We start from the raw sequence: 22060 nt of genomic DNA, 5'->3' as shown, positions 1-22060 counted from the left end.
TCTTCTTTGGTGTGTTTAATGCCGTAATATAACCACTTACAAAAATCATTAAATAAATTAAAAATTGTTTGAACTTTTCAAAGTCTATGGAGGGTTCATTTTTGGGAGATTCTTCTTTATCTAAAAGGCTAGATGTATTTATCTTTGTAACTGTAATTATCTGTTTTGGTATTATTAATGTATAGTATATTCCTCTTTTTGGAGAGTAGGCTTGCAGAGTTGTTTTTGGTATAGTAAAGTTATCTTTTGCACTTAACGCATAAATATATTCTCTTTTTATCTTATACCCATCTTGTGTTAGTTTGCTATAAATGTCATTTATCTCAGAAAATATAGTTACATTTTTTATTTTTTTGATAGGACGAATATTTTTATTATCATAACCTGTTCCACTCAAAGTATAGACTATGTTTGTTGATTCGTATTGGTTCATCGCACTGTTTTGTAACTTTTTTTTGAGTTTGAAATCTCCAACTAAATCTACATTTTTTGCTAGTTTTTTTACTTTTATCTGCAGGGGTTCAATTGCTATTTTTGTGTCGTTTGTTTGGATGCCAACACTGCCGTCATGGTCGTCTACATAGCTTTGTGCTACGGCATTGTCACTTGCTGTACGAATAGTAAAGTCAAAATTGACAGCTATCTCTTTTGCTTTAAGAGGAAAAAGAAGGTAGGTAAAAACTGTATGTGAATTATGGTGCTCTTTATCATCAATTTTTTTGTTGAGTAAAATGATTTTAAAATCATTGCTTTTTTTAGGATGTAGTGAAAACATCATATTGTCTGTATGATTGAGTTGTGTGGCTGTAAATGTGATTACTATCGCCTCTTTTACATAAGCAGATTTTTTATTTGCCAATAATTTATATTCGGCTAAATTTTGTGCATGTGCAGATATAAAAAATAGAATGAGTGTAAAGAGTACTCTACCAAGGTTCTTTTTCATCTGTATATCCTTTGTTGATTTTTTCATAAGCTTTATAGGTGAATTTATAAGCACCTTTTTGTTTTTTGCTTGTGCTTTTTATAGATTTGTTTCGTTTGGTTTTCTTATTCGCTCCGCTGCCATTAGATTGGCTGTTTCCTGATCTGTTTGAACCCTTTTTACCACTACTCTTTTTTTTATTTGAGAATTTCTTAGAACTATTCTTTTTTGCTGTTTGCTGATTTTGTGGCAGCATTTTTGAGACATCTTTTGCACTTTTAAGGTGTAACTTTCTAAGCAGCGTAAGATTATAAAGCGCGTCTTTATCTTCACCTAATGCAAGCGCATATATATAGTACTTTTTAGCTCTATCATACTCTTTTAGTTTTACAGCACAGTTTCCAAGGTTATAAAAGAGTTTTTGTTTAAGCTCTTTGTCGCTACTTTTTATTTGCATATAGTAACTCACTGCTTTTTTATATGCACCCTCTTTATAGTAGGATGTAGCTATATTATAGTAACTTTTTGGTGAGGGTGAAACCTTTTTAAACGCAGTGGCAGCATTTTTATATTTATGCTCTTTATAGTATTGATTTGCACTTTTTAAATAGTGAAAATCTAGTAAATTTGCTCTACTTTGATTTGGTATGAAAAGAAATAATGGCAAGAAAACCAAAAATCTCTGTGCAATTCTTGTAACAGAAGATATATATAAAACAAGTGCTATAAACAGAGGAATATAAAAAAGTTCTTTATAGGTTTTTACTTGAATATGCTCTTTTTTTGTCTGCTGCGTTTGTAAATCGCTTGAGAGCTTCTCTATATCATTGAGGCTGCTTAGTTCATAGTATTTTCCACCAGTTTCATTAGATAAATCAATTAGCATAGGATTTATTCTTGAAATAACAATGGAGTCATGAGTGTCTTTTATATATTTTGTACCCTTTTTGAGTGCCGCTCCTTTTTGTGTAGCAGTAGCAACAATATAAGGAATAATGCTAGCATTTTTAGCAATTTTTACAAGAGTTGCAACTGAGTGTTCATCGCCCCCATCACTGAATATAATAAGATTTTTTTGTTTCATAGGAAGTTTTGCTACTGTTTTAAAAAGATTTTTTAGATTGGTACTTTTTGTGAGAATATACTTTGGATTTAATGCATCCAATGCCATCATGCTTATCTCTGTATCGGTTGTTGGTGGGGAGATAAGTAGTGCAGATGATGTAAATGCAAAGAGTGTAAATCTATCTTGTGGATGCTCTTTTATGAGTTTTTTAATAGCTAATTTTGCAAGTTTATATCGGCTGGGTTTCAGGTCTTGTGCCTGCATGGAGTAGGAAGCATCGATTGCTATTATATAATCATGTGAATTGAAGTTTTGCTCCACATAAGCATTTTCATAGGCTGGTCTTGCCATTGCAAAAAACATAAAAACTAAGCTGAGATAGAGCAGTTTTTTCTGTTTATGTGGGTGTACCTCTTTTTTGAAAATAAGATATAGAGGAATGAGTCCAAATAAAACCCATGCATTAAGAAGTGCCATTTAAGTTCTCCTTTTTGCAAGCATATATAAAAGAAGTAAAATTGCAAATGCGAGAGGATAGGTAAAAAGCACCTCTTTGTTGAGATAGTGTTCAGAGCGTATAGCACTAGGTTCAAGCGTGTTTAACTCTTTATATACATCTTTTAATTCATCCGCGTTTGTTGCAGCAAATGAGACACCTTTTGTATCTTTTGCTATTTTTTCAAGGAGTTTTTTATCATACTCATTCTTTTTTCCTAGACCAATTGTATATATTTTTACATGAAGTTTTTTTGCTCTTAGTACCGCATTTTTTATTTTTGTCTCTCCACTGTTTTGATACCCATCTGTGACAAGTATAATAACTCTATTTTTTGCATGAGATTTTTGCAGCATATCGAGTGAACGAGCGAGACCATCGCCTATGGCAGTAGAACTCCCCGCCATGCCAACCTCTAAAAAATCAAGCATATAAGAGAGTGAATGCATATCATAAGTAATTGGTACAGGACTAAAAGCATACGAACCAAAGACAACTACACCGACATTATCATCAAATCGTTTTTGCACAAAACTTTTCATAAGATTTTCTAAAATAGTAAATTTACTTGCATCGCTCTCTTTAGAAGAGTAGCCGCTTTCATTCATTGAACCACTGGTATCTAGTGCAAAAACAAGGTCACGACCTTTACGCTGCTGTGCATTTTTGGAGTCATACGAAGCAGGAGAGGCAAGGGCAGTGACTAAAAGGCTTAAAATCAGAGAATAAAGCAGCTTTTCTTTGTTAATCCAGCCTGTATGTTGTCGAAAAAGTGAGGTATGAGGAAAAACTATTTTTTTAATACTTAGGGGACATTTATAGATACAAATGATAAGTGCTAAAAGTATAAACGCAGTGGGATGTTGGAATTCAAAATTATGCAATTATCTACCCGCCCATAACATTTTAAGATAAAGTGTAAGTGTGGAGCTGTATCCAACATCAGTAAATGCAAGTTTATGCTCTTTATTGTAGATAAAAGTCGTAGGAAAACCAGTGATGTGAAACTTAGAAGCAAGTGCTGCGTTTGAGTCGTTAAAAACTTTGAAATTATAGTTATGCTCTTGTAAGAAGTTACGAACTTTTGCATCATCTCCTGATTTAACGGCTATGGTCAATACTTCAAAATGTTTTGATAAAAAAGCAATATTTGAAGCCTCTAATTTACATACGGGACACCAAGTAGCCCAGAAGTGAACTAAAAGTGGTTTGTTTGATCTTACTTTATAAACAGAACCATCAATTAATTTGATGGAGTGAATATTAAGTGGTGTCTGCGTCAAACTTTGACTTTTGTAGAGACTCATTACATTTGTCATAATTGTTACTGTTACAATTATGAATATTATCTCTTTTGTATAATGTATAATCTTTTTCATATCTTTAGATTAACACTTCTGTAATAATAAACTGATAAAATAGCTAAAAACAAAGGAAAAAAAGTGCTAAAACTCCTATTTATATCATTATCAATATTTTTACTCTCTGGATGTGCAACTTTACAAGATACTCCGCAAGTTAAAAAGAGCGTAAAAAAGGTAAAAAATGTAAAGAAGATAAAAAGTGTAAAAAAGGTAAAAAGTGTAAAGAAGGTAAAGAAAGTAAAAGTAAAACAACATCAGATGTTTCAAACTGTAGCAAAAAAAGATGCCACTTTATTGCAAAAGGGCAAAGCAAAAGAGCATTGTGCTGTCTGTGGAATGAACTTAGTGATGTTTTATAAAACAAATCATGCAGCAACAGATAGTAATGGTACCGTTCGTCAATACTGTTCACTGCACTGTTTAACTAATGACTTACGCCATGGCGCTGAACTACAGAACCCTAAAGTTGTTGATGTTTCATCACTAAAATTTATTCCTGTTCAAGAGGCATACTATGTGGTAGGAAGTAAAAAGCATGGTACTATGAGTCATGTAAGTAAGTATGCCTTTAAATCGCTAGCAGATGCGAAGAAATTTCAGGCAAAAAATGGTGGAGATATAGTGGACTTTTATTCTGCTTGGCAGCTTGCCAAAAAGGATTTCAAGTAATTTAAACTCAATTTTTAGGAGATAAAATGCAAGAAAACAGTTCAAAAGTTTACCTTATAGGAAGCGGTATAGCTGCACTAGCTAGTGCTGTATATTTAGAAAAAGATACTGGTGTTTTGGGCGAGAATATCTATATATTGGAAAAAGACAATATTGCTGGTGGTGCTTGTGATGGCTCTGGAAATGAAGAAGATGGCTTTTTAGTCCGCGGCGGAAGGATGCATGAAGCTCACTATGAGTGTTATTGGGATTTACTCTCAAATATTCCTTCGCTTGAAGATGAAACAGTTTCAGTCAAAGAAGAGACTTTTGCCTTTAGCCAAAAGTATGTCTCAAACGCAAAGGCTAGACTGCTAAAAGATGCAAGAAAAGTTGATTTATCCTCTTATGGACTCTCTTTTAAAGAGCAGGCAAAACTCGTTGAACTTACATTTGTCCCTGAAATCACTCTAAACAATCTACGCATAGAAGATTGGTTTGATCAAGAATTTTTTGATACAAACTATTGGTATATCTGGTCAACTATGTTTGCCTTTCAAAAATGGAGTTCGGTCGCAGAGATGCGGCGTTATATGAAACGCTTTATACACCTTGTTGATGGACTTTATAAACTTGGAGGCATAATGAGAACAAAGTACAATCAGTATGACTCTGTTATTCGACCTTTGCGTAGATACCTTGAGGCAAGAGGCGTGCATTTTGAAATGGGAAGTGAGGTTGTAGATATTGACTTCAATTTATCAGCAGATAGGTATACAGTAACAGTAATTCATCTTAAAAATGGAGATGAGATAGTATTAGCTAAAGATGATTATGTCTTTATTACTAATGGTTCAATTACAGAGAGTACGGATGTTGGTTCATGGAGTGAAGCACCGAAACTTAAAGGTGTAGCGGAGTCTGGTTCGTGGAAGTTATGGAAAAAGTTAGCTAAAAAACATGAAATTTTTGGAAATCCAAGCTCTTTTTGTGATAATGTAGATTTACAAAAATGGTACTCATTTACTGTAACTCTTAAAGATGCTACATTTCATGATTATATGCAAGATTTTACTGGAAATGTTGATGGTACGGGTGGTTTGGTTACTATGACAGATTCAAATTGGCTTATGTCTATAGTTCTTGCTCATCAGCCACATTTTCCAAATCAGAGTGATAGTGTGAAAATATTTTGGGGTTATGCACTTTATCCAGATAGAAAAGGGAACTATGTCAATAAAACTATGTCAGAGTGTAATGGAGAGGAAATTTTAGAAGAGCTCTATTATCATCTTAAAATTCAAAAGATGATGCAGCCAATTACAAAGGCAGGTAAAATTAATTGTCTTCCTGTTGCTATGCCTTTTATAGATAGTCTTTTTATGCCTAGAAAACTTGGTGATAGACCTGATGTCATTCCTAAAGGTGCTACAAATTTTGCATTTTTAGGACAGTTTGCTGAGGTAGAAAAAGATTGTGTTTTTACGGTTGAGTACTCTGTGCGAACAGCACAAATGGCAGTTTATGGACATTTTGATACTGATAAAGAAGTAATACCAGTGTATGACTCCATTCATAATCCAAAATATTTAATAGCAGCTATGAAAGCTTTAAGTAGATAAGTAATTATATAAGAGAAGGAAGGGTGGGGGTGGAGATAGAGTGTATTACTCTATCTCTGCATCGATAACATCGTCGTCATCTTTTTTCTTTGCAGCATCTGCAGAACCAGCAGCTTCACCGCCTTGTTCTTGTTTGTACATTTGCTCAGCCATTTTGTGGCTTGCTTCAGTTAATGCTTTTACTTTCTCTTCGATTTGCTCTTTTGTAGCATTTTCATCTTTGAGAACTTCTTTTAACTCATTAATAGCAGCTTCAATTTTCGCTTTTTCATCAGCTTCAAGTTTATCACCCATCTCAGTCATAGATTTCTCAGTTTGAGCAATAAGTGCATCTGCTTGGTTTTTAAGCTCTACAAGCTCTTTGCGTTTTTCATCTTCAGCTTTGTGTGCTTCAGCATCTTGAACCATTTTATTGATCTCTTCTTCACTTAGTCCTGAAGATCCAGAGATTGTAATTTTTTGCTCTTTACCTGTACCTTTGTCTTGTGCAGATACAGTTAAGATACCATTCGCATCGATGTCGAATGTAACCTCAATTTGAGGCACACCACGAGGTGCTGCTGGGATGTCTGTTAGTTCAAAAAGACCTAAAGATTTGTTGTCTTTTGCGAACTCTCTTTCACCTTGTACAACATTAATGCTTACTGCAGGTTGGTTGTCTTCAGCAGTTGAGAAAACTTGAGATTTTTTTACAGGAATTGTTGTTCCTTTTTCAATTACTTTCGTTGCAACACCACCAAGAGTTTCAATTCCAAGTGAAAGTGGAGTAACATCAAGTAAAAGAACATCTTTTACATCACCACGAAGTACACCACCTTGAATAGCTGCACCAGCTGCAACAACTTCATCAGGGTTTACACTTTTATTTAACTCTTTGCCACCAAAGTATTCTGATACTTTTGCTTGTACAACTGGTACACGAGTAGAACCACCAACCATAATAATCTCTTTGATGTCACCTTTGCTAAGGTCTGCATCTTTCATTGCAGTATCAATGTGACTCATAGTTTCAGCGACAAGAGAGTCAATCATACCCTCAAATTTAGCACGAGTAAGTTTTACAACTAAATGTTGTGGTCCTGCTTCTGTCATAGTAATGAATGGCAAGTTAATTTCAGTTTCAGTTGCACTTGAAAGCTCTTTTTTAGCATTTTCAGCAGCATCTTTTAGTCTTTGGAGTGCCATTTTGTCATTTTTAAGATCAATACCATGACTTCCTTTGAACTCTTCAGCTAACCAGTCAACGATTTTATTATCAAAATCATCTCCACCTAAGAATGCATTACCATCAGTTGAAAGAACTTCAAATGTACCATCAGAAATTTCAAGTGTTGTAACATCAAATGTTCCCCCACCAAGGTCATATACAAGTACATTCTCTTCACTTTTACTTTCAAGTCCATAAGCTAATGCAGATGCAGTTGGCTCATTGATAATACGAAGAACATTAAGACCAGCAATAGTACCAGCATCTTTTGTTGCTTTTCTTTGTGCATCATTAAAGTATGCTGGAACTGTAATAACAGCATCAGTAACTTTAGAACCTAAATAACTCTCAGCATCTTCTTTTAGTTTTGTAAGAATTTTTGCTGAAATTTCTTGAGGAGTATATACTTTTCCTGCAACATCAACAGCAGCCATACCATCTTTATCAACAATTTTATATGTTACTTTGTCTTGTGCAAGTTTTGCATTCTCTTCATTCATCATAAGACCCATGATTCTCTTAACTGATGAGATTGTTTTTGCAGGGTTTGTAATAGCTTGTCTTTTTGCAGGATCACCTACTAAAACCTCACCTTTATCTGTAAACGCAACTACTGATGGAGTTGTATTTTTACCCTCTGCATTTGGGATGATTTTCGCTTCACCACCTTCATAAACTGCTACACATGAGTTTGTTGTTCCTAAATCTATTCCTATTACTTTGCTCATTTTATTATCCTTTAATTTTATTTTATAAAATTTAAGGGAACCTTTTCATTCCCTTTGGTCACAGAATCGGGAGTAATCCCGCTTCTTACGCTAACACTGAGTTTTCTTCGGCAGAAAGCCCACGGTGCCAGCACCTTTCATTTTATTTATTCTTTATACATATTTATTTTTAAAACGGTGAAAGTATATACTGTTTTAAAAATTAGTTTTGCAACTTACGTTGCATTTTGAAAATATCCTAGTTTGCTACAACCACCATAGCTTCACGAAGTGGTCTATTCTTGTATTTATAACCGCGTTGGAAAGTTTGGACAATCTCTCCACTCTCTACTTCATCATTATCTACACTTTGTACAGCATTATGAATATTTGGATCAAATGGCTCTTCATGAGATACCATTGTTACTCCATGTTTTTCAAGTGCAGTTGTAAATTGTTTTAAAGTAAGTTCAATACCTTCTTTAAGTTTTTCAATAAGCTCTTGTGGTTCTGCATCTGCATTTGCAGATTGGAGTGCCATTTCAAGTGAATCCACTACGGGAATCATATCTTTTGCAAATTTTTCATTTGCATATTCAACTGCTGTGTATTTTTCACGCTCTAATCTTTTTTTGATATTATCAAAATCAGCATGAACACGCGCATATTTATCTTTTAACTCTGTTAATTCTTTGTTTAAAAGTTCAAATTCATCTTCTGGAGTAGCCTCTGTTTGAGTCTCTTCCTCGGATGCATTAGAGTTTTCAAGTTCTTCATTATCTTGAAGATTTTCGTTTTCTATATTTTTATTAGACATAATATTCTCTTGCTCCTTTTTTGGTAAGATAAGCGTATTATACATATTGAGTGTAACAATGTCAAGTAATGGTTAATAAAATTTGATTAGTATAATTGAGTCTATTCATATCAAGTATAATTTAATTGTAAATTTAAAAAGAATATGAAGTATATTTTTGTATCATTATGTAATTAGAGTTGGAGAGTAGATATGAAAATAATATCATGGTTAGTAGGAATTATAGTAGCAATAGTGCTTTTAGTATATGTAGTAGCGTTTACAACAGTTGGAAACAATACTATTAAACCCCTTGTTCAAACAGAAATACAAAAGCAGCTTCATCTGCCTTCAAAGTTGGAGACTTTTTATGTTCGTATGGATAAATTTGAAATCAATCTTTTGCTTAATAAAAACAATAGTGTCCATTTAGAGGGAACATATTCTCTTTTTGCACAATCTTTTCATGTGAAATACAATTTGAAATTAGAGGAACTGCAAACACTTAAACCAGTAACAAAAACGCAACTTTTAGGTTCATTTCATACAGATGGAATTGCAAAAGGAGATATGAAACTTATAAAGATTGATGGTAAAAGTGATGTAGCAAGAAGTGATACAAATTATCATATTGTTTTAACTGATTTGAATCCAACTTCCATTATTGCTAAAATTGACTCTGCTGATTTAGAATCTCTCTTATATATGGTAAATCAAAAAGAGTATGCAAAAGCAAAAATTGACTTGAATGTGAATTTTAAAAATATTACACCACATAAACTTGATGGAAATATTGAACTTATTACGAGGGATGGTCTGCTCAACTCTAAGGTTATGAAGAGAGATTTCAACATCAACACTCCGCGGACTGCGTTTAGTATGAATCTTGGAGCGGTATTAAAAGGTGATAGCGTTGGCTATAAATATCTTTTAAAGTCTAATTTGGCAAAAATAAGCTCTGCAGGAGATGTTGTTCCTCAACCATTAAAAGTTAATCTTAATTATAAGGTAAATGTAAAAGAGTTGGCTCTGCTTAAACCAATAACAGGAGCAGATGTTAGAGGTTCGCTGCGTTTAGATGGAGATGTAAAAGGATCTAAAGAGAAAATGAGTATTACAGGTAAAACTGATTTAGCGAGTTCAAATACCACTTTTAAAGCTATTTTAGAAAATTTTGCTCCAAAAAGCATCAAAGCAAATGTAGTTGGATTAAAACTGCAAAAACTACTTTATATGATAAAACAGCCTCACTATGCAGATGCACTGTTTGATATGCAGGTAGATATTCCAAATGCAGATATGAAAAATCTCAAAGGAAATGTCAATACAGAGATTACAAAAGGTCTGCTTGATGCTAGATACCTTACAAAAGCATATAAATTTAGTTCACAAATGCCAACGACTGCGTTTAGTGCAAAAACATACACAACACTCAATAAAAACATGATAGATACAAAAGTAAACTTCTTTTCAACACTTGCAGATTTGAATGTGAAAAAAGCCCGTTTCAATATGAAAGATGCTTCTATAAATAGTGACTATACAGTAAAAATTAGTGACTTAAACAGACTTTACTTTGTAACTGAGCGTCATTTAAAAGGTGGTTTAGTTGCTAATGGTGAACTGAAAAAAGCCAAAGATTTAGATTTTACAGCACATTCAAATATTGCAGGTGGAAAGCTTGATGCTAAGCTTCATAACGATGACTTTCATGCAGATTTAAACTCTTTAAAAACTTTGGATATTTTAGATATGCTTATCTATCCTAAAATTTTTAAAGCTTCTCTTGATGCAGATTTGGATTATAATCTTGCAAAATCAAAAGGAAAACTTTCAGGATTTTTGAGCCATGGAACTTTTACAAAAAACAAAGCACTTGACTTAATAAAACAGTATGCGCATATAAATATGTATGTACAAAAATTTAAAGGTGATGTAAACGCAGATCTTAACAAAGAACACATAATCGCTGCGTTTGACTTGCGTTCAAATACATCATCCATTAAAACAACAGATACAAAGCTCAATACTTTAACACAAAAAATCAACTCTAAGCTTGATATAATAGCAAATCATAACCCGCTTACAATTACCCTCAAAGGAGATATCAAATCTCCAAAAGTTGGGATTGATGCAAACAAGCTTATAGAAAAAGAAGCAACAAAAGCACTCCAAAAAGAGGCTAAAAAATACATGGATAAAAAAGGAACAAAGGAGCTACAAAAAGCAGCAAATCAGCTACTTAAGGGACTTTTTTAGTATTGTCTCTTAATTAGAGTTCAAACATTTTAATAAGTATTTTAGAAATATTTTGAGATGTTCTTTTATCTACATCTCCTAATTTCTTTACAAGTCTTGTTTTATCAACTGTTCTAATTTGGTCTAATAATACTAAGCCATCTTTTTTTTCAAATTTTATTTTTGGTCTAAATACAAAATTAAAACCTTTAGATGTCATTGGTGCAACAATAACAGTCTTTAAAACATTCATTTCATTTGGTGAAATTACTATGCAAGGTCTTGTTTTTTGAATTTCAGAGCCGACAGTTGGGTTTAATTTGACTAAGTGAATTTCAAACCTTTTAATATCAACTACCATTGCCAATCTTCTAAATCATTATCATTTAAAAAGTCTTCTAAAAGTGCTTCATCTTGTAGACCTTTATTTTCGATTATTACTTTTTTAATATTTTCTTTCCATGTTTCTCTTGATATATTATTAACAGGTTTAATTAGCAAACCATTCTCTAGTACTTCTAGTTCTAAATTGACATCTTCAAGGTGAGCTTGTTCGATTAAAGGCTTAGGAATTCTAATGCCCTGTGAGTTTCCAATTTTAATAAGTGTTGTCATTATGAGCTCCTTTGTGTAATTATATTGTAATTACATATATAAGTCAATTTCATTAGATATTAATTTGTATTAAGAAAAATTAACAGCTTGTGAAGGTTTGAATTTGCAAGTGGCTCTTTAGAGTGTTTGAATAAACCAAGTAAAAGTAGCTTGACAAGTTAAAATATCATTAATATCTTTTATTTTAACTTCAATTTGAAGTGAGCCTCTGCCTTTTTTTTCAAATTGTGATTTGAATTTTACAACAGCTTCTTCGTCTGTTGATGAGAAAGCAATAATCTTCTCTTGAGCAGGTTTTTTGTATTTAATCTGAGCATCTCTTAAAACAGGTAAAACTTTTCCTTCAAGCTCTGGAAAGAGATTTTGAAGATGAATTCCACTTTGTGTTTCTGCTAATGTAAATTGAGCACTTGCATGAATTGTTTTGATATGGTTTAATACATCATTTTTAAAATTTAATGATAATTCATTATTTTGTTCTTCAATTCCTATGTGTTTAACAAATGGGATGTCTGTTGCTTTCAAGTTTATATTCCTTTTTTAAATAACTTTTGATTTACAACTATTATATTCTATAAAGCTGAATTATTTGCAATATCATTCTTAAAATAAAATGTATGTTTTGTACTTGTTATCGCCATTTACACACTGATACTTACATCACAAAGCGTTAAACAAAAGGCTACCTCTTTCTCTTTTTCTTCTAAAATCTTGATTGCTTCACGAAGGGTTGTTCCTGTTGTGATGATGTCATCTACTAAAATGACATTTTTATTTTTGAAGTTTTTTAGATGGAAATTTCGAGGATTTTGCTCTCTAAAGGCTCTTGTCTTTCCTGAGTAGGAGATGCTACTTTGTGCTCTTAGTTTGTTGTGTAGTGGCATAATGTTGTAGCTTTTAAGTGTATGGTTTAAGATGGCAGTGTGTGAGTAGCCACTTCTTGGGTTATCATCAATAGCAATGCTTACATATTTCTCTTTTGTATGAAACTCCTGCGCAAATTTCTCAAAACTCAGTTTGGCTAAAATATTGTATACATAAAATCCGATGTCGGTGTGTTTTGTAAAAAGAAGCTCTTTGTTTTCGCTATATCTGTAAAAAGAGATGACGGTGATGCCATTTGAAAGTGTGCGTTTGTAAATAGAAGGAGTAAGAAAATTTGTTTGACAATCTTTGCATATATGTGTAAGAGAGTATTTCTCACACAATATGCATTTCATAGCTGCGTTTACTTAGTCCATTTTCAGTACAGACATAAATGCCTCTTGAGGAAGTTGTACTTTTCCTATGGACTTCATTCGTTTTTTTCCTGCTTTTTGTTTCTCTAAAAGCTTGCGTTTACGAGTAATGTCGCCACCATAACATTTCGCAGTAACATTTTTTCCCATACTTTTTACAGTCTCACGGGCAATGACCTGATTGCCAAGTGATGCTTGTACAGCAACTTCAAAGAGTTGACGAGGAATGAGTTCTTTCATATTTTTTACAAGTGCACGACCACGAGAGAGTGCAGATGTACGAGGAACAATGACGCTAAGTGCATCCACAACTTCGCCTGTAATTTTTATATCAAGTTTTACAAGGTCACCTGCTTTAAAGGTTGTTGGTTCATAATCAAAAGAGGCATATCCTTTTGAGATGGACTTAAGTGTGTCATAAAAATCAATGACAATTTCATTCATTGGTATCTCATACTCAAGCATAACACGCTCTTCATTGAGGTAGGTCATTTTATTTTGAATACCGCGTTTAGATATAAGCAGATTCATAATATTTCCAAGATACTCACTTGGTGTAATGACTGTCGCTTTTACATAAGGCTCTTCAATACGGTCAATGTGGTTTACCTCTGGAAGTTCTGACGGATTTTGTACAGTGACTAAATCTCCATTAGTGAGATATACATGATAGACAACAGATGGTGCAGTAGCAATCAAATCAAGTCCAAACTCACGCTCAAGTCTCTCTTTGATGACCTCCATGTGCAGCATTCCCAAAAATCCGACACGAAATCCAAATCCAAGTGCTACAGAAGTCTCTGGCTCATAAGAGAGAGAAGAGTCATTGAGTTTGAGTTTATCTAATGCATCTCTTAAATCTTCAAATTTATCAGTATCTATTGGGTAAAGACCTGCAAATACAAAAGGTTTTGCAGGTTCATAATCTCCAACAGCCTCAGCAGTTGGATTTTTAGCGTCCGTGACAGTATCACCTACATTGACAACACTTACCTCTTTAAGACCAAGAACAACAATGCCAATTTCACCACTTTTAATAGTGTTTGTTTTGAGCTTTTTAATAGGGTGCGGATACATTAAATCAAGCACTTGATGCTCTTCACCATTACTCATAAGTTTAATAATCTGATTTTTCTTTATTTCACCATCAAAGACACGAACAAGTGCTAATGCACCGAGATACTGATCAAACCATGAGTCATAAATAATGGCTTTTGTAGGAGCATCAGGATCTCCAACTGGAGCAGGTACTCTCTCAACGATGGCATCTATAAGCTCATGTATGCCTACACCTGTTTTGGCAGATACTAAAATAGCATCTGTAGCATCTATGCCAATACTTGTCTCAATCTCTTCTGCCACTTTATCTGGGTCGGCCGCAGGAAGGTCGATTTTGTTTATAACAGGAATGAGCTCAAGGTCATTGTCAAGTGCAAGGTAAACATTGGCAATAGTCTGCGCTTCAACACCTTGTGCAGCATCAACAATAAGGAGTGCCCCATCACTTGAAGCAAGAGATTTACTCACTTCATAAGAAAAATCAACATGACCCGGAGTGTCGATAAGGTTTAAAACATAATGCTCTCCATCTTTGACATAGTCAAGCCGCACACTTTGTGCTTTAATGGTGATACCACGCTCTTGCTCAATATCCATTGTATCCATCATTTGTGAACTCATCTCGCGTTCAGTTACCGAGCCACACTCTTGAATAATTCTATCGGCAAGCGTGCTTTTTCCATGGTCAATATGAGCAATGATAGAGAAGTTTCTTATGTTTTTTAAGGGCATTATTTTCCTAACTTACAAAATATTTTTAATTACATAAAAAGTGAATTAACACTTTCATTATGATACACTCTACGGATTACTTCAGCAAAAAGTGGTGCAACAGTTAAGACTTTAATATTTTTATGCTCTTTTGTTACTAAAGTATTTGTAATGATGAGCTCATCTAGTTCACCTTTGTCAAGGTTCTCATACGCTTTTCCACTCAAAACACCATGCGTCGCACATGCCATAACAGAAGTAGCACCTTTGTTCTTGAGTGCAGTTGCCGCTTTTACCATAGTTCCAGCAGTATCAACCATATCATCTATCATAATGACATCATACCCTTCAACATCACCGATGATGCCCATTACTTCACTTTCATTTGCTTTTTCACGGCGTTTATCAACTATAACCATATCTAAGCCCATGCGTTTTGCAAAGTATCTAGCACGCGCAACACCACCAATATCTGGTGAAGCAATAATTGGATTTTTCAAGTTTTTACTTTTGATGTATTGCTCAAATGTTACAGAGCCATAAAGATTGTCAACAGGAATATCAAAAAAACCTTGAATTTGACCAGCATGAAGATCTATGGTAACAACTCTATCGATACCTGCAGTCTCATATAAATTTGCCACAAGTTTTGCTGTAATAGGTACACGAGGAGCAGCTTTTCTATCTTGTCTTGCATATCCATAGTATGGCACAACAGCTGTAATACTTGAAGCAGATGAACGCTTCAATGCATCTGTCATAATGAGCAGTTCCATAAGGTTGTCATTTGAAGGAGCACCCGTTGACTGAACTATAAACACATCACGACCACGAACACTCTCCGCAATTTGTACTGAAATCTCACCATCACTAAACTTTTTTACATCCGCTTTTGCTAGCGGCACATCTAAAAGACTACAAACCTCTTTTGCAAACTCAACACTTGCTGAACCAGCAAAAATTTTATATCCACGCATCACGATTCCTTCTTGGAAAAATTAATACGCCATTATACTAGAAGTGTTCTGAGTGTAGGTTAAAGAGTTTGACACTTTTGACAAACTCCTGAAAATACAAGGTCTATTTTATCGATTTTGAAATGTGTGTTTGTTGCGGCTGCGTTTGATACTTGTGATAAATCAATAGAGATGTCTTCTATTTCCCCACATTTGTTACAAACTAGATGAGAGTGTGCTTCTTTTGAAAGTTCATAGACTGATTTTTCATGAGGAATTTTAACCTCTTGTATAAAAGAGTTCTCAAGCATAATATTAATGTTTTTATAAATTGTTGCCAAGGAGATAGAGTTAAATTTTTTGAGCATTATCTCATAGAGATTATCTATATTTACATGTCCATAATAAGCCAAAGCATTGGCAATCTCTAGTCTTTGTGGTGTTGCTTTTAAATGGTGTTCTCTAAGTGCATTACTATAATTATTCATGATGGAAGTATACAATGAAAATCTTTAAAATTTGTTTTTTAAATGAGTTTTTGTAATTTTATTAAGGTAGAAAATAAAATAGCACCTTTATCTATATGAGAACTTTTCATTTTTAGTTCATTTAACAGAAGTAACTCGTGGAGTTTAAAATAGACTTCTGGTTTTACTTTGAGTGCCATTGCCGCTTTTTGTTCTATCACAAAATTAGGAGCTCTATAGCCTAAAATTTCTATGGCATTAGGTGCACCATTAACACGAATGTAGATGTTAAACATATAGAGTTGGGTAATGTAGGCTGTAATTGCGCTCACTATTCGTATTTCATCTTCTCCATGCTCTAAAATGCTTTGCAGATCATCTCTATAATCTTTTTTTGCAAAGAGCTTTTGAATAAACGCATCAAGATTTACCTCTGCTAAACCATATACAAGGGTATCAACATCTTTTGTTGTGATTTCTCTATCATAAACGCGAAATTTTTCTATCTCATTTGCTGCAAGTGCAACATCGCCATTGTGAATTTTAAGCAGGTGCGAGATGGTGTATTTGTCAATTTTGACATTTTTCTCTTGAGCTACATTTAAAATAATATTTTGTGCTTCATACTCTTTTGGATGGAAAAAACGGACACTCATCGCTTTTGTCTTTGCAAATGTTTTTTTATTGTTATATGTCTTATGGTCACTGCCATAATAGGCATATATAAAAATATTATCGGGATTTTTTTCACATAATCCTAAAAGAGTATCGAGCTCTTTTTTAGGAATTTTTTTTTCACTTTTAATGATGAGTATATTTCTATCACCAAAGAGAGAACCTTGTGAAAGATGTGCTTTTGCTGAGTTGAAATCATACTCATCATGGTAGTAACTCAGAATGTTTGCATCATCAATATTACTAAGCATTCTTGTGTACATATCTATTAAAAATGGACTCTCGCCAAAAAATACAAAAGAGTTTGAAAGCTTTTTACTAGCAATATATTTATCAAACTCGTTTTTATACATCCATTTTTCCCACAACACTAGCAAAAATTCGAGCTTTATAGATGTCTACCTTGTCAATACGAATCATAATATCTTCAAAGAGTGAAACATCTGCACCATTTAGAAAATGTAAATGTGCACCAATAATTTCATCGTGCAATTCTGCTCTTAGCTCAGGGTCTGTGGCAGTTACTCTGGCTTTAAACTCTTTATGGAGGTTCTGTGCTGCCCATCGTGCATATTTTCGTGCTTTATATTCAGATTCTATTATGCTTGCTTCTCGTTCTTTTTCACTTATTTCCATACTGAGAGATTCTATATTTCTAAGCACATAAGTTTGTTCCTCTTTATCTCCTGCATTTATAGCTTTTAAAAGACGATGGACAATAAGGTCACTGTAGCGTCTAATTGGAGAGGTAAAGTGGGTATACTCATCAAAGCCAAGTCCAAAATGACCAATATTTATAGGAGAGTATTTTGCCTGCATTTGTGAACGGATAATAAGCGTATCAACTTCTGACTCAATGCCCATATCTCTAGCCTGTTTTTGTATCTCTTCAATAGTCTCTTTTATAGAGTTTTTAATTTCAATATGCATTCCAATACCAGCCAACTCTTGGTAGAGTGTTTGGAGTTTTGCCTGACTTGGTGCTTCATGAACTCTGAAAAGCCCTCGTTTGTAGCGTTTTGCAGCCTCTTTATTGGCTAAAAGCATACAATCTTCTATGAGACCATGAGAGGGTGTCTCCTGCGCAACTGTTGTTGCAACAAGATTTGTATTTTCATCTAATTCCATTGAAATTTCAGTCGAATGAAACTCAAAGCCCTTTGCTAAACGCAGCTCTTTGAGTCTGTCTGTAACTTTTCTTAGTTTTGTTATCCATTCAAATATTGTTGACTCTTCTGGCGTTTTTGCTTGCAATTTCCCTTCAAAAAAGAGGTCAATTTCTTCATAATTAAATCGTCTGTCTGAGTGCATCAGTGCTTCATAAACTTCTGAGTGAATAACATCAAGAGAGTGAGGGTTGAGTTTTATTTCAAAAACATAAGCAAGTCTGTCTACATGAGGTTGTAAAGAGCAGAGTGTCTCGCTGAGCTCTCTTGGCAACATTGGAATAGACTTATGTGGCAGATAGATAGAAAAACTTCTAAAAATTGCCTCATTGTCTAAAGCACCAAAGGGTTTGACATATTCGCTTACATCTGCAATGGCGACATAAAGCGTTGTATTCTTATCATCCCAGTAAATTGCATCATCAAAATCTTTTGCAGTAACAGGGTCAATTGTACAAAAAGTAAGGTCGCGTAAATCTCTGCGTTTAGAGTATTTACTAGCATCTACCTCTTTAAAAGAGCGGGCAATTTTAAGCGTTTCTTCATCAAATGTATCGTGTTTATTAAATTGTGCAAGCACGATTTTTTCATCTACTTTTGGATCTTCTATATTGCCGATTTTTTCTAGGATGCTATTTTCTAAATTGTCAATCTTAAAAAGGTCTCCAATTTCATACTCTTGTAGTGCTTCAGGAGTCATCTCTGCACCAATAGGGTAGTGCGTTTTTAGTTCCACTAAAGAACGGCGTTGCTCTTTTTCTATAATGCAAGCAACACTATAAGTCTGCTCTCGCCCTACAATTTCAGCAATTTTTGCACTCGGTGTGCCTCTTTTTCCAAGCAGACGCTTAGCGATTACCAAATCACCCTCAGTAGCAACACCTAAGTCACCCTCAGCAATAAAAAGATCCTTTACATTTTCGCCAATGACATGCAGATAGGCAGTCCCTTTTTGTACGAGTCCCAAAACACCAGCACGGTATTTTGAGTTAAATTGGTATATGACATGTTTATGGGTGATGTATTTTTTTGCAAGCCACTCTTTGATGAATGGGCGTTCTTCTACGCTAATATCTTGCTCACTCAAACCATGAGTGAGTCTTATAAGTAGAGATTTCAATTGTTTCGTATCTCTATTTTATATGTTCTATTGCAGTATCAAAGCTTTCCATATCTAGTTCATATTTTTCTATTAACTCTTTTGCTGCTTTGATACTAGCATCTGTAACTTTTCCATTAATTGGAACAGCTACACGAACAACATGGAGGATACGAGCAGGTCTTTTGTCTTCGTCTGTCGCAAGGTCAGGGTTTTGACAATTTCCTATGACATCTACAAGGCTGCTCTCAAATTTCCATTGTTTGAAGATAGTGGCACTTACTTCTGGTGTGTCTACACCTATGATTTTTCTCTCAGCTGCTTCAACATCTTGAAGCTCTTTGAATGCGTTACGGAACTCTTCTGTTTTTCCATCTGCCATCACTTGTTGTGCAATAAGTACTTTACCAATCTCTACAAGAAACGCAGCAGGTGATAAAACACCAAGGTAACGGTTCTCTTTTCTTAAACACCATGTAGTCATAAGTGCATGTTGTTTTTTTGAAAGGTCAGAAAACATCTCATTTGTGATTCCATATGGAGATAAATCAAGCGAAAAACATTTTTTTACAATACTTGCAAGTGCAAATCCGCGTACGGTACCCATTCCAAAAAGACCAACAGCTTGGCTAATTGCATTAATTTCACGAGAAAAACCATAGAGTGGAGAGTTCGCAGCTTTTAAAATATCAGCAGTTAAAAGTGGATCTTTCTCTAAAATCTTTGCCATATCATTAAAAGTACTGTCAGGATCTTTGTAAACCTCTTCTATCTGCATAGCAGACTCTGGAAGTGGTGGAAGTTGTTTTATCTTTTTAAGTATTTCTTCAGTCATATATCCCTCTTTTGGTTGTAGTAATGATTAAAAATCATGATTATTTCGTAATTATAGTCTCTATAGATAAATACATTCTGAATATTTACAAAAAATTGGTATTATTATTTATATAAAATTTATAAGGATAGATATATGCAAGATACAGCAATGTTAGTTCAGTTAGGATACACACCAAATGAAGCTTTGGTTGAACAGTTGGATAAAATAAAAAGCAATACAGCAGGATATGAAAAAATTGATAAACACATAATGGACTTAAATGACCATTTAAAAGTAGAAAATGCTTATGTTGCACTTTCAAATTCAAAAGATTACTTTAAAATCAAAATAGAATCGCCGACTCCTGAACTAGCACAAGAAGCACATGAAAAAATTAAACATTTTAGTGAAAAATTCAAAATACAGGTAGAAAAACTACCAAGTAAAGAGACCTATTATATTCTAGGATATGAACAGTAGGGTGTTAGCGTAATGGTAGAGCCAATGAGCGTCGAGGGTTATGATATTTTAATAGAAGAGTTCAAGTATCTTCTTGAAGTTGAGAAGCCTAAGGTTGCTCATGAAAAGCTTGTAGCTGCGGCACTGGGGGATAGAAGTGAAAATGCAGACTACCAGGCGGCAAAAGAGAAGCTGCGTTTCATTGACAAGCGGCTTTTTTATTTGAATAAAATGATACAAAAATCCAAAATAATTGATCCTTCTCTCTATGAACATAAGCGTGTCTCTTTTGGTAGTACCGTTACTCTGTTAAACTTCGACAGTGAGGAAGAAGAAGTTTACACCATCTGTGGTGTTTTAGAGAGTGAACCAGAAAATCACCTTATCTCCATTCATTCTCCTATTGCAAAAGCTTTAATAGGAAAAACAGTGAATGATGAGGTAAAAATAAAACTTCCAAACGCAGTCAAAGAGTATGAAATTGAAAAAATTTCGTATAAAAATATCTTTTCATTAAAGAAAAATATACGAACAAAAGCAGATTTTTCCTTCCATTAAAACAACTTTTACTAAGCTTTTGATATAATCCCTCTTTAAAAACCAAATTTTAGGATTTCCTCGTGAGCCAACAACTTCCAGATATAGAGACACAATTAGCAAACCATAAACTTTCACAAGAAGATTATACGCATATGAAAGAGATTTTAAAGCGTGAACCAAATTTAGTGGAGCTGGGGATTTTCTCAGCTATGTGGAGTGAACACTGCTCATACAAATCTTCAAAAATTCATTTAAAAGGCTTTCCTGTCAGCGCACCATGGGTTATTCAAGGACCAGGTGAAAATGCAGGTGTTATTGATATTGGCGATGGCTATGCCGCTGTATTTAAAATGGAGTCACATAATCATCCAAGTTTTATTGAACCATACCAAGGTGCAGCTACTGGCGTTGGTGGAATTATGCGTGATGTATTTACAATGGGTGCGCGTCCTGTTGCAAACCTTAATGCTTTGCGTTTTGGTAATGTGTTAAATAAAGATGATATCTCTAAACACCAACGCTACCTTGTCCGTGGTGTCACTGAGGGAATCGGTGGATATGGTAACTGTATGGGTGTACCGACTATTGGTGGTGAAACAAGTTTTGATGAGTGTTACAATGGAAATATTTTAGTCAATGCTTTTACTCTTGGTATTGCAAAAAGTGATGAGATTTTCTATGGTAAGGCTGAGGGAACTGGAAATCCTGTAATGTATGTTGGTGCAAAAACAGGTCGTGATGGTCTAGGTGGAGCTGTGATGAGTTCTGATAGTTTTACAGAAGAGTCAAAATCACTTCGTCCGACTGTACAAGTTGGTGACCCATTTACTGAAAAACTACTTCTTGAAGCGTGTTTAGAACTTTTTAAAACTGATCATGTAATTGGTATTCAAGATATGGGTGCTGCTGGGCTTACATCTTCTGCGTTTGAGATGGCTGGTCGTTCTGGAAGTGGAATGATAATGCATCTTGATAAAGTTCCTGCTCGTGAAGAGGGAATGACTCCGTATGACTTTATGCTTAGTGAATCTCAAGAGCGTATGCTTCTTTGTGCGAAAAAAGGAAGTGAAGAGGAGATTATTAAAATCTTTGAAAAATGGGATTTGGATGCTGCTGTTGTTGGTGAAGTGACAAATACAGGAAATATGGAACTTTTCTGGCATGGAGAGAAGTGTGCTGAAGTTCCAGT

General features: G+C 34.3%; 22 protein-coding genes. 6 read left to right on the top strand and 16 right to left on the bottom strand.

All coding sequences use genetic code 11. The annotated features are described in order from the left end of the window. The 4 genes from MVY38_RS08255 to MVY38_RS08240 form a co-directional block, all read right to left on the bottom strand. Nucleotides 1-946: hypothetical protein (locus MVY38_RS08255; protein WP_297485151.1), on the bottom strand; the 946-nt coding region annotated here is incomplete at its 3' end. Next, on the bottom strand, nt 927-2468 hold the full coding sequence (locus MVY38_RS08250) for a VWA domain-containing protein (RefSeq protein ID WP_297485149.1): 1542 nt from the start codon (nt 2466-2468) through the stop codon (nt 927-929). The genes MVY38_RS08250 and MVY38_RS08255, both read right to left, overlap by 20 nt. Continuing rightward, nucleotides 2469-3371 (bottom strand): VWA domain-containing protein, encoded by a 903-nt coding sequence (locus tag MVY38_RS08245; protein WP_297485147.1) that lies wholly within the window; start codon nt 3369-3371, stop codon nt 2469-2471. Next, nucleotides 3372-3866, bottom strand: coding sequence for a redoxin domain-containing protein (locus MVY38_RS08240; RefSeq protein ID WP_297485145.1), 495 nt, complete (start codon nt 3864-3866; stop codon nt 3372-3374). A 63-nt stretch (nt 3867-3929) separates the two neighbouring features. Between MVY38_RS08240 and MVY38_RS08235 the strand changes: the two genes are divergently transcribed. Then, nucleotides 3930-4520: a nitrous oxide reductase accessory protein NosL gene (locus MVY38_RS08235; RefSeq protein WP_297485143.1), complete on the top strand. Its 591-nt coding sequence runs from the start codon at nt 3930-3932 to the stop codon at nt 4518-4520. A gap of 26 nt (nt 4521-4546) precedes the next feature. Next, nucleotides 4547-6121: an oleate hydratase gene (locus MVY38_RS08230; protein ID WP_297485141.1), complete on the top strand. Its 1575-nt coding sequence runs from the start codon at nt 4547-4549 to the stop codon at nt 6119-6121. Between the two features lie 45 nt (nt 6122-6166). Here the strand turns inward: MVY38_RS08230 and dnaK are convergent, their stop codons facing one another. Together dnaK and grpE are read right to left on the bottom strand one after the other, a co-directional pair. Continuing rightward, entirely contained in the window at nt 6167-8056 is a 1890-nt protein-coding gene (gene dnaK, locus MVY38_RS08225; protein ID WP_297485139.1) for a molecular chaperone DnaK, read from the bottom strand. Between the two features lie 238 nt (nt 8057-8294). Beyond that, nucleotides 8295-8897, bottom strand: a complete 603-nt coding sequence (grpE, locus tag MVY38_RS08220; protein ID WP_297485137.1) for a nucleotide exchange factor GrpE — start codon at nt 8895-8897, stop codon at nt 8295-8297. A 147-nt stretch (nt 8898-9044) separates the two neighbouring features. Between grpE and MVY38_RS08215 the strand changes: the two genes are divergently transcribed. Continuing rightward, nucleotides 9045-11090 carry a hypothetical protein gene (locus MVY38_RS08215; protein WP_297485135.1) on the top strand — a complete coding sequence of 682 codons (2046 nt, stop codon included), beginning with the start codon at nt 9045-9047 and terminating at the stop codon, nt 11088-11090. A gap of 13 nt (nt 11091-11103) precedes the next feature. On the opposite strand, the gene MVY38_RS08210 is transcribed toward MVY38_RS08215, so the two are convergent. From MVY38_RS08210 to MVY38_RS08165, 10 genes are all read right to left on the bottom strand, one after another. Then, nucleotides 11104-11430, bottom strand: a complete 327-nt coding sequence (locus tag MVY38_RS08210) for a type II toxin-antitoxin system PemK/MazF family toxin (protein WP_297485133.1) — start codon at nt 11428-11430, stop codon at nt 11104-11106. Continuing rightward, nucleotides 11424-11684 (bottom strand): AbrB/MazE/SpoVT family DNA-binding domain-containing protein, encoded by a 261-nt coding sequence (locus tag MVY38_RS08205; protein ID WP_297485131.1) that lies wholly within the window; start codon nt 11682-11684, stop codon nt 11424-11426. Before MVY38_RS08205 ends, MVY38_RS08210 begins: the two co-directional genes overlap by 7 nt. A 117-nt stretch (nt 11685-11801) precedes the next feature. Next, the gene (locus MVY38_RS08200; RefSeq protein WP_297485129.1) at nt 11802-12209 is read right to left on the bottom strand and encodes a YiiD C-terminal domain-containing protein; all 408 of its coding nucleotides are present in this window, start codon (nt 12207-12209) and stop codon (nt 11802-11804) included. A 116-nt stretch (nt 12210-12325) separates the two neighbouring features. Continuing rightward, on the bottom strand, nt 12326-12904 hold the full coding sequence (locus MVY38_RS08195) for a ComF family protein (protein WP_297485127.1): 579 nt from the start codon (nt 12902-12904) through the stop codon (nt 12326-12328). A 12-nt stretch (nt 12905-12916) separates the two neighbouring features. Further along, entirely contained in the window at nt 12917-14713 is a 1797-nt protein-coding gene (gene lepA / locus MVY38_RS08190) for a translation elongation factor 4 (protein ID WP_297485125.1), read from the bottom strand. Nucleotides 14714-14742: 29 nt separating this feature from the next. Next, a complete protein-coding gene (locus MVY38_RS08185) occupies nt 14743-15669 on the bottom strand; it encodes a ribose-phosphate pyrophosphokinase (RefSeq protein WP_297485123.1) in 927 nt (308 codons plus the stop codon). A 59-nt stretch (nt 15670-15728) separates the two neighbouring features. Further along, nucleotides 15729-16136 carry a Fur family transcriptional regulator gene (locus tag MVY38_RS08180; protein ID WP_297485121.1) on the bottom strand — a complete coding sequence of 136 codons (408 nt, stop codon included), beginning with the start codon at nt 16134-16136 and terminating at the stop codon, nt 15729-15731. Between the two features lie 38 nt (nt 16137-16174). After that, complete coding sequence (holA, locus tag MVY38_RS08175) at nt 16175-17143, bottom strand: DNA polymerase III subunit delta (protein ID WP_297485119.1); 969 nt, start codon at nt 17141-17143, stop codon at nt 16175-16177. Next, a complete protein-coding gene (locus tag MVY38_RS08170) occupies nt 17136-19076 on the bottom strand; it encodes a ribonuclease R family protein (protein WP_297485117.1) in 1941 nt (646 codons plus the stop codon). The genes holA and MVY38_RS08170 overlap by 8 nt, the downstream gene beginning before the upstream one ends. Nucleotides 19077-19089: 13 nt before the next feature. Further along, nucleotides 19090-19890: an HDOD domain-containing protein gene (locus MVY38_RS08165; RefSeq protein WP_297485114.1), complete on the bottom strand. Its 801-nt coding sequence runs from the start codon at nt 19888-19890 to the stop codon at nt 19090-19092. Nucleotides 19891-20025: 135 nt separating this feature from the next. On the opposite strand from MVY38_RS08165, the gene MVY38_RS08160 reads away from it, so the two are divergent. The 3 genes from MVY38_RS08160 to purL form a co-directional block, all read left to right on the top strand. Beyond that, a complete protein-coding gene (locus tag MVY38_RS08160; protein ID WP_297485112.1) occupies nt 20026-20352 on the top strand; it encodes a hypothetical protein in 327 nt (108 codons plus the stop codon). A 12-nt stretch (nt 20353-20364) separates the two neighbouring features. Beyond that, nucleotides 20365-20889, top strand: a complete 525-nt coding sequence (greA, locus tag MVY38_RS08155) for a transcription elongation factor GreA (protein WP_297485110.1) — start codon at nt 20365-20367, stop codon at nt 20887-20889. A 62-nt stretch (nt 20890-20951) separates the two neighbouring features. Then, on the top strand, nt 20952-22060 hold a 1109-nt coding region (purL, locus tag MVY38_RS08150; protein ID WP_297485108.1), incomplete at its 3' end, for a phosphoribosylformylglycinamidine synthase subunit PurL.

The organism is Sulfurimonas sp. (assembly GCF_027056685.1).
In the GTDB taxonomy this organism is placed as follows: domain Bacteria; phylum Campylobacterota; class Campylobacteria; order Campylobacterales; family Sulfurimonadaceae; genus Sulfurimonas.
The sequence above is the reverse complement of the archived record's forward strand: the minus strand, read 5'-3'. Positions and strand labels throughout refer to the sequence as shown.

Coding starts and splice junctions, on each gene's coding strand:
- MVY38_RS08250 (WP_297485149.1), bottom strand. CDS start 2,468: ATGGCACTTCTTAATGCATGGGTTTTATTTGGACTCATTCCTCTATAT.
- MVY38_RS08240 (WP_297485145.1), bottom strand. CDS start 3,866: ATGAAAAAGATTATACATTATACAAAAGAGATAATATTCATAATTGTA.
- MVY38_RS08230 (WP_297485141.1), top strand. CDS start 4,547: ATGCAAGAAAACAGTTCAAAAGTTTACCTTATAGGAAGCGGTATAGCT.
- dnaK (WP_297485139.1), bottom strand. CDS start 8,056: ATGAGCAAAGTAATAGGAATAGATTTAGGAACAACAAACTCATGTGTA.
- grpE (WP_297485137.1), bottom strand. CDS start 8,897: ATGTATAATACGCTTATCTTACCAAAAAAGGAGCAAGAGAATATTATG.
- MVY38_RS08215 (WP_297485135.1), top strand. CDS start 9,045: ATGAAAATAATATCATGGTTAGTAGGAATTATAGTAGCAATAGTGCTT.
- MVY38_RS08210 (WP_297485133.1), bottom strand. CDS start 11,430: ATGGTAGTTGATATTAAAAGGTTTGAAATTCACTTAGTCAAATTAAAC.
- MVY38_RS08205 (WP_297485131.1), bottom strand. CDS start 11,684: ATGACAACACTTATTAAAATTGGAAACTCACAGGGCATTAGAATTCCT.
- MVY38_RS08195 (WP_297485127.1), bottom strand. CDS start 12,904: ATGAAATGCATATTGTGTGAGAAATACTCTCTTACACATATATGCAAA.
- lepA (WP_297485125.1), bottom strand. CDS start 14,713: ATGCCCTTAAAAAACATAAGAAACTTCTCTATCATTGCTCATATTGAC.
- MVY38_RS08185 (WP_297485123.1), bottom strand. CDS start 15,669: ATGCGTGGATATAAAATTTTTGCTGGTTCAGCAAGTGTTGAGTTTGCA.
- MVY38_RS08180 (WP_297485121.1), bottom strand. CDS start 16,136: ATGAATAATTATAGTAATGCACTTAGAGAACACCATTTAAAAGCAACA.
- holA (WP_297485119.1), bottom strand. CDS start 17,143: ATGTATAAAAACGAGTTTGATAAATATATTGCTAGTAAAAAGCTTTCA.
- MVY38_RS08165 (WP_297485114.1), bottom strand. CDS start 19,890: ATGACTGAAGAAATACTTAAAAAGATAAAACAACTTCCACCACTTCCA.
- MVY38_RS08160 (WP_297485112.1), top strand. CDS start 20,026: ATGCAAGATACAGCAATGTTAGTTCAGTTAGGATACACACCAAATGAA.
- greA (WP_297485110.1), top strand. CDS start 20,365: ATGGTAGAGCCAATGAGCGTCGAGGGTTATGATATTTTAATAGAAGAG.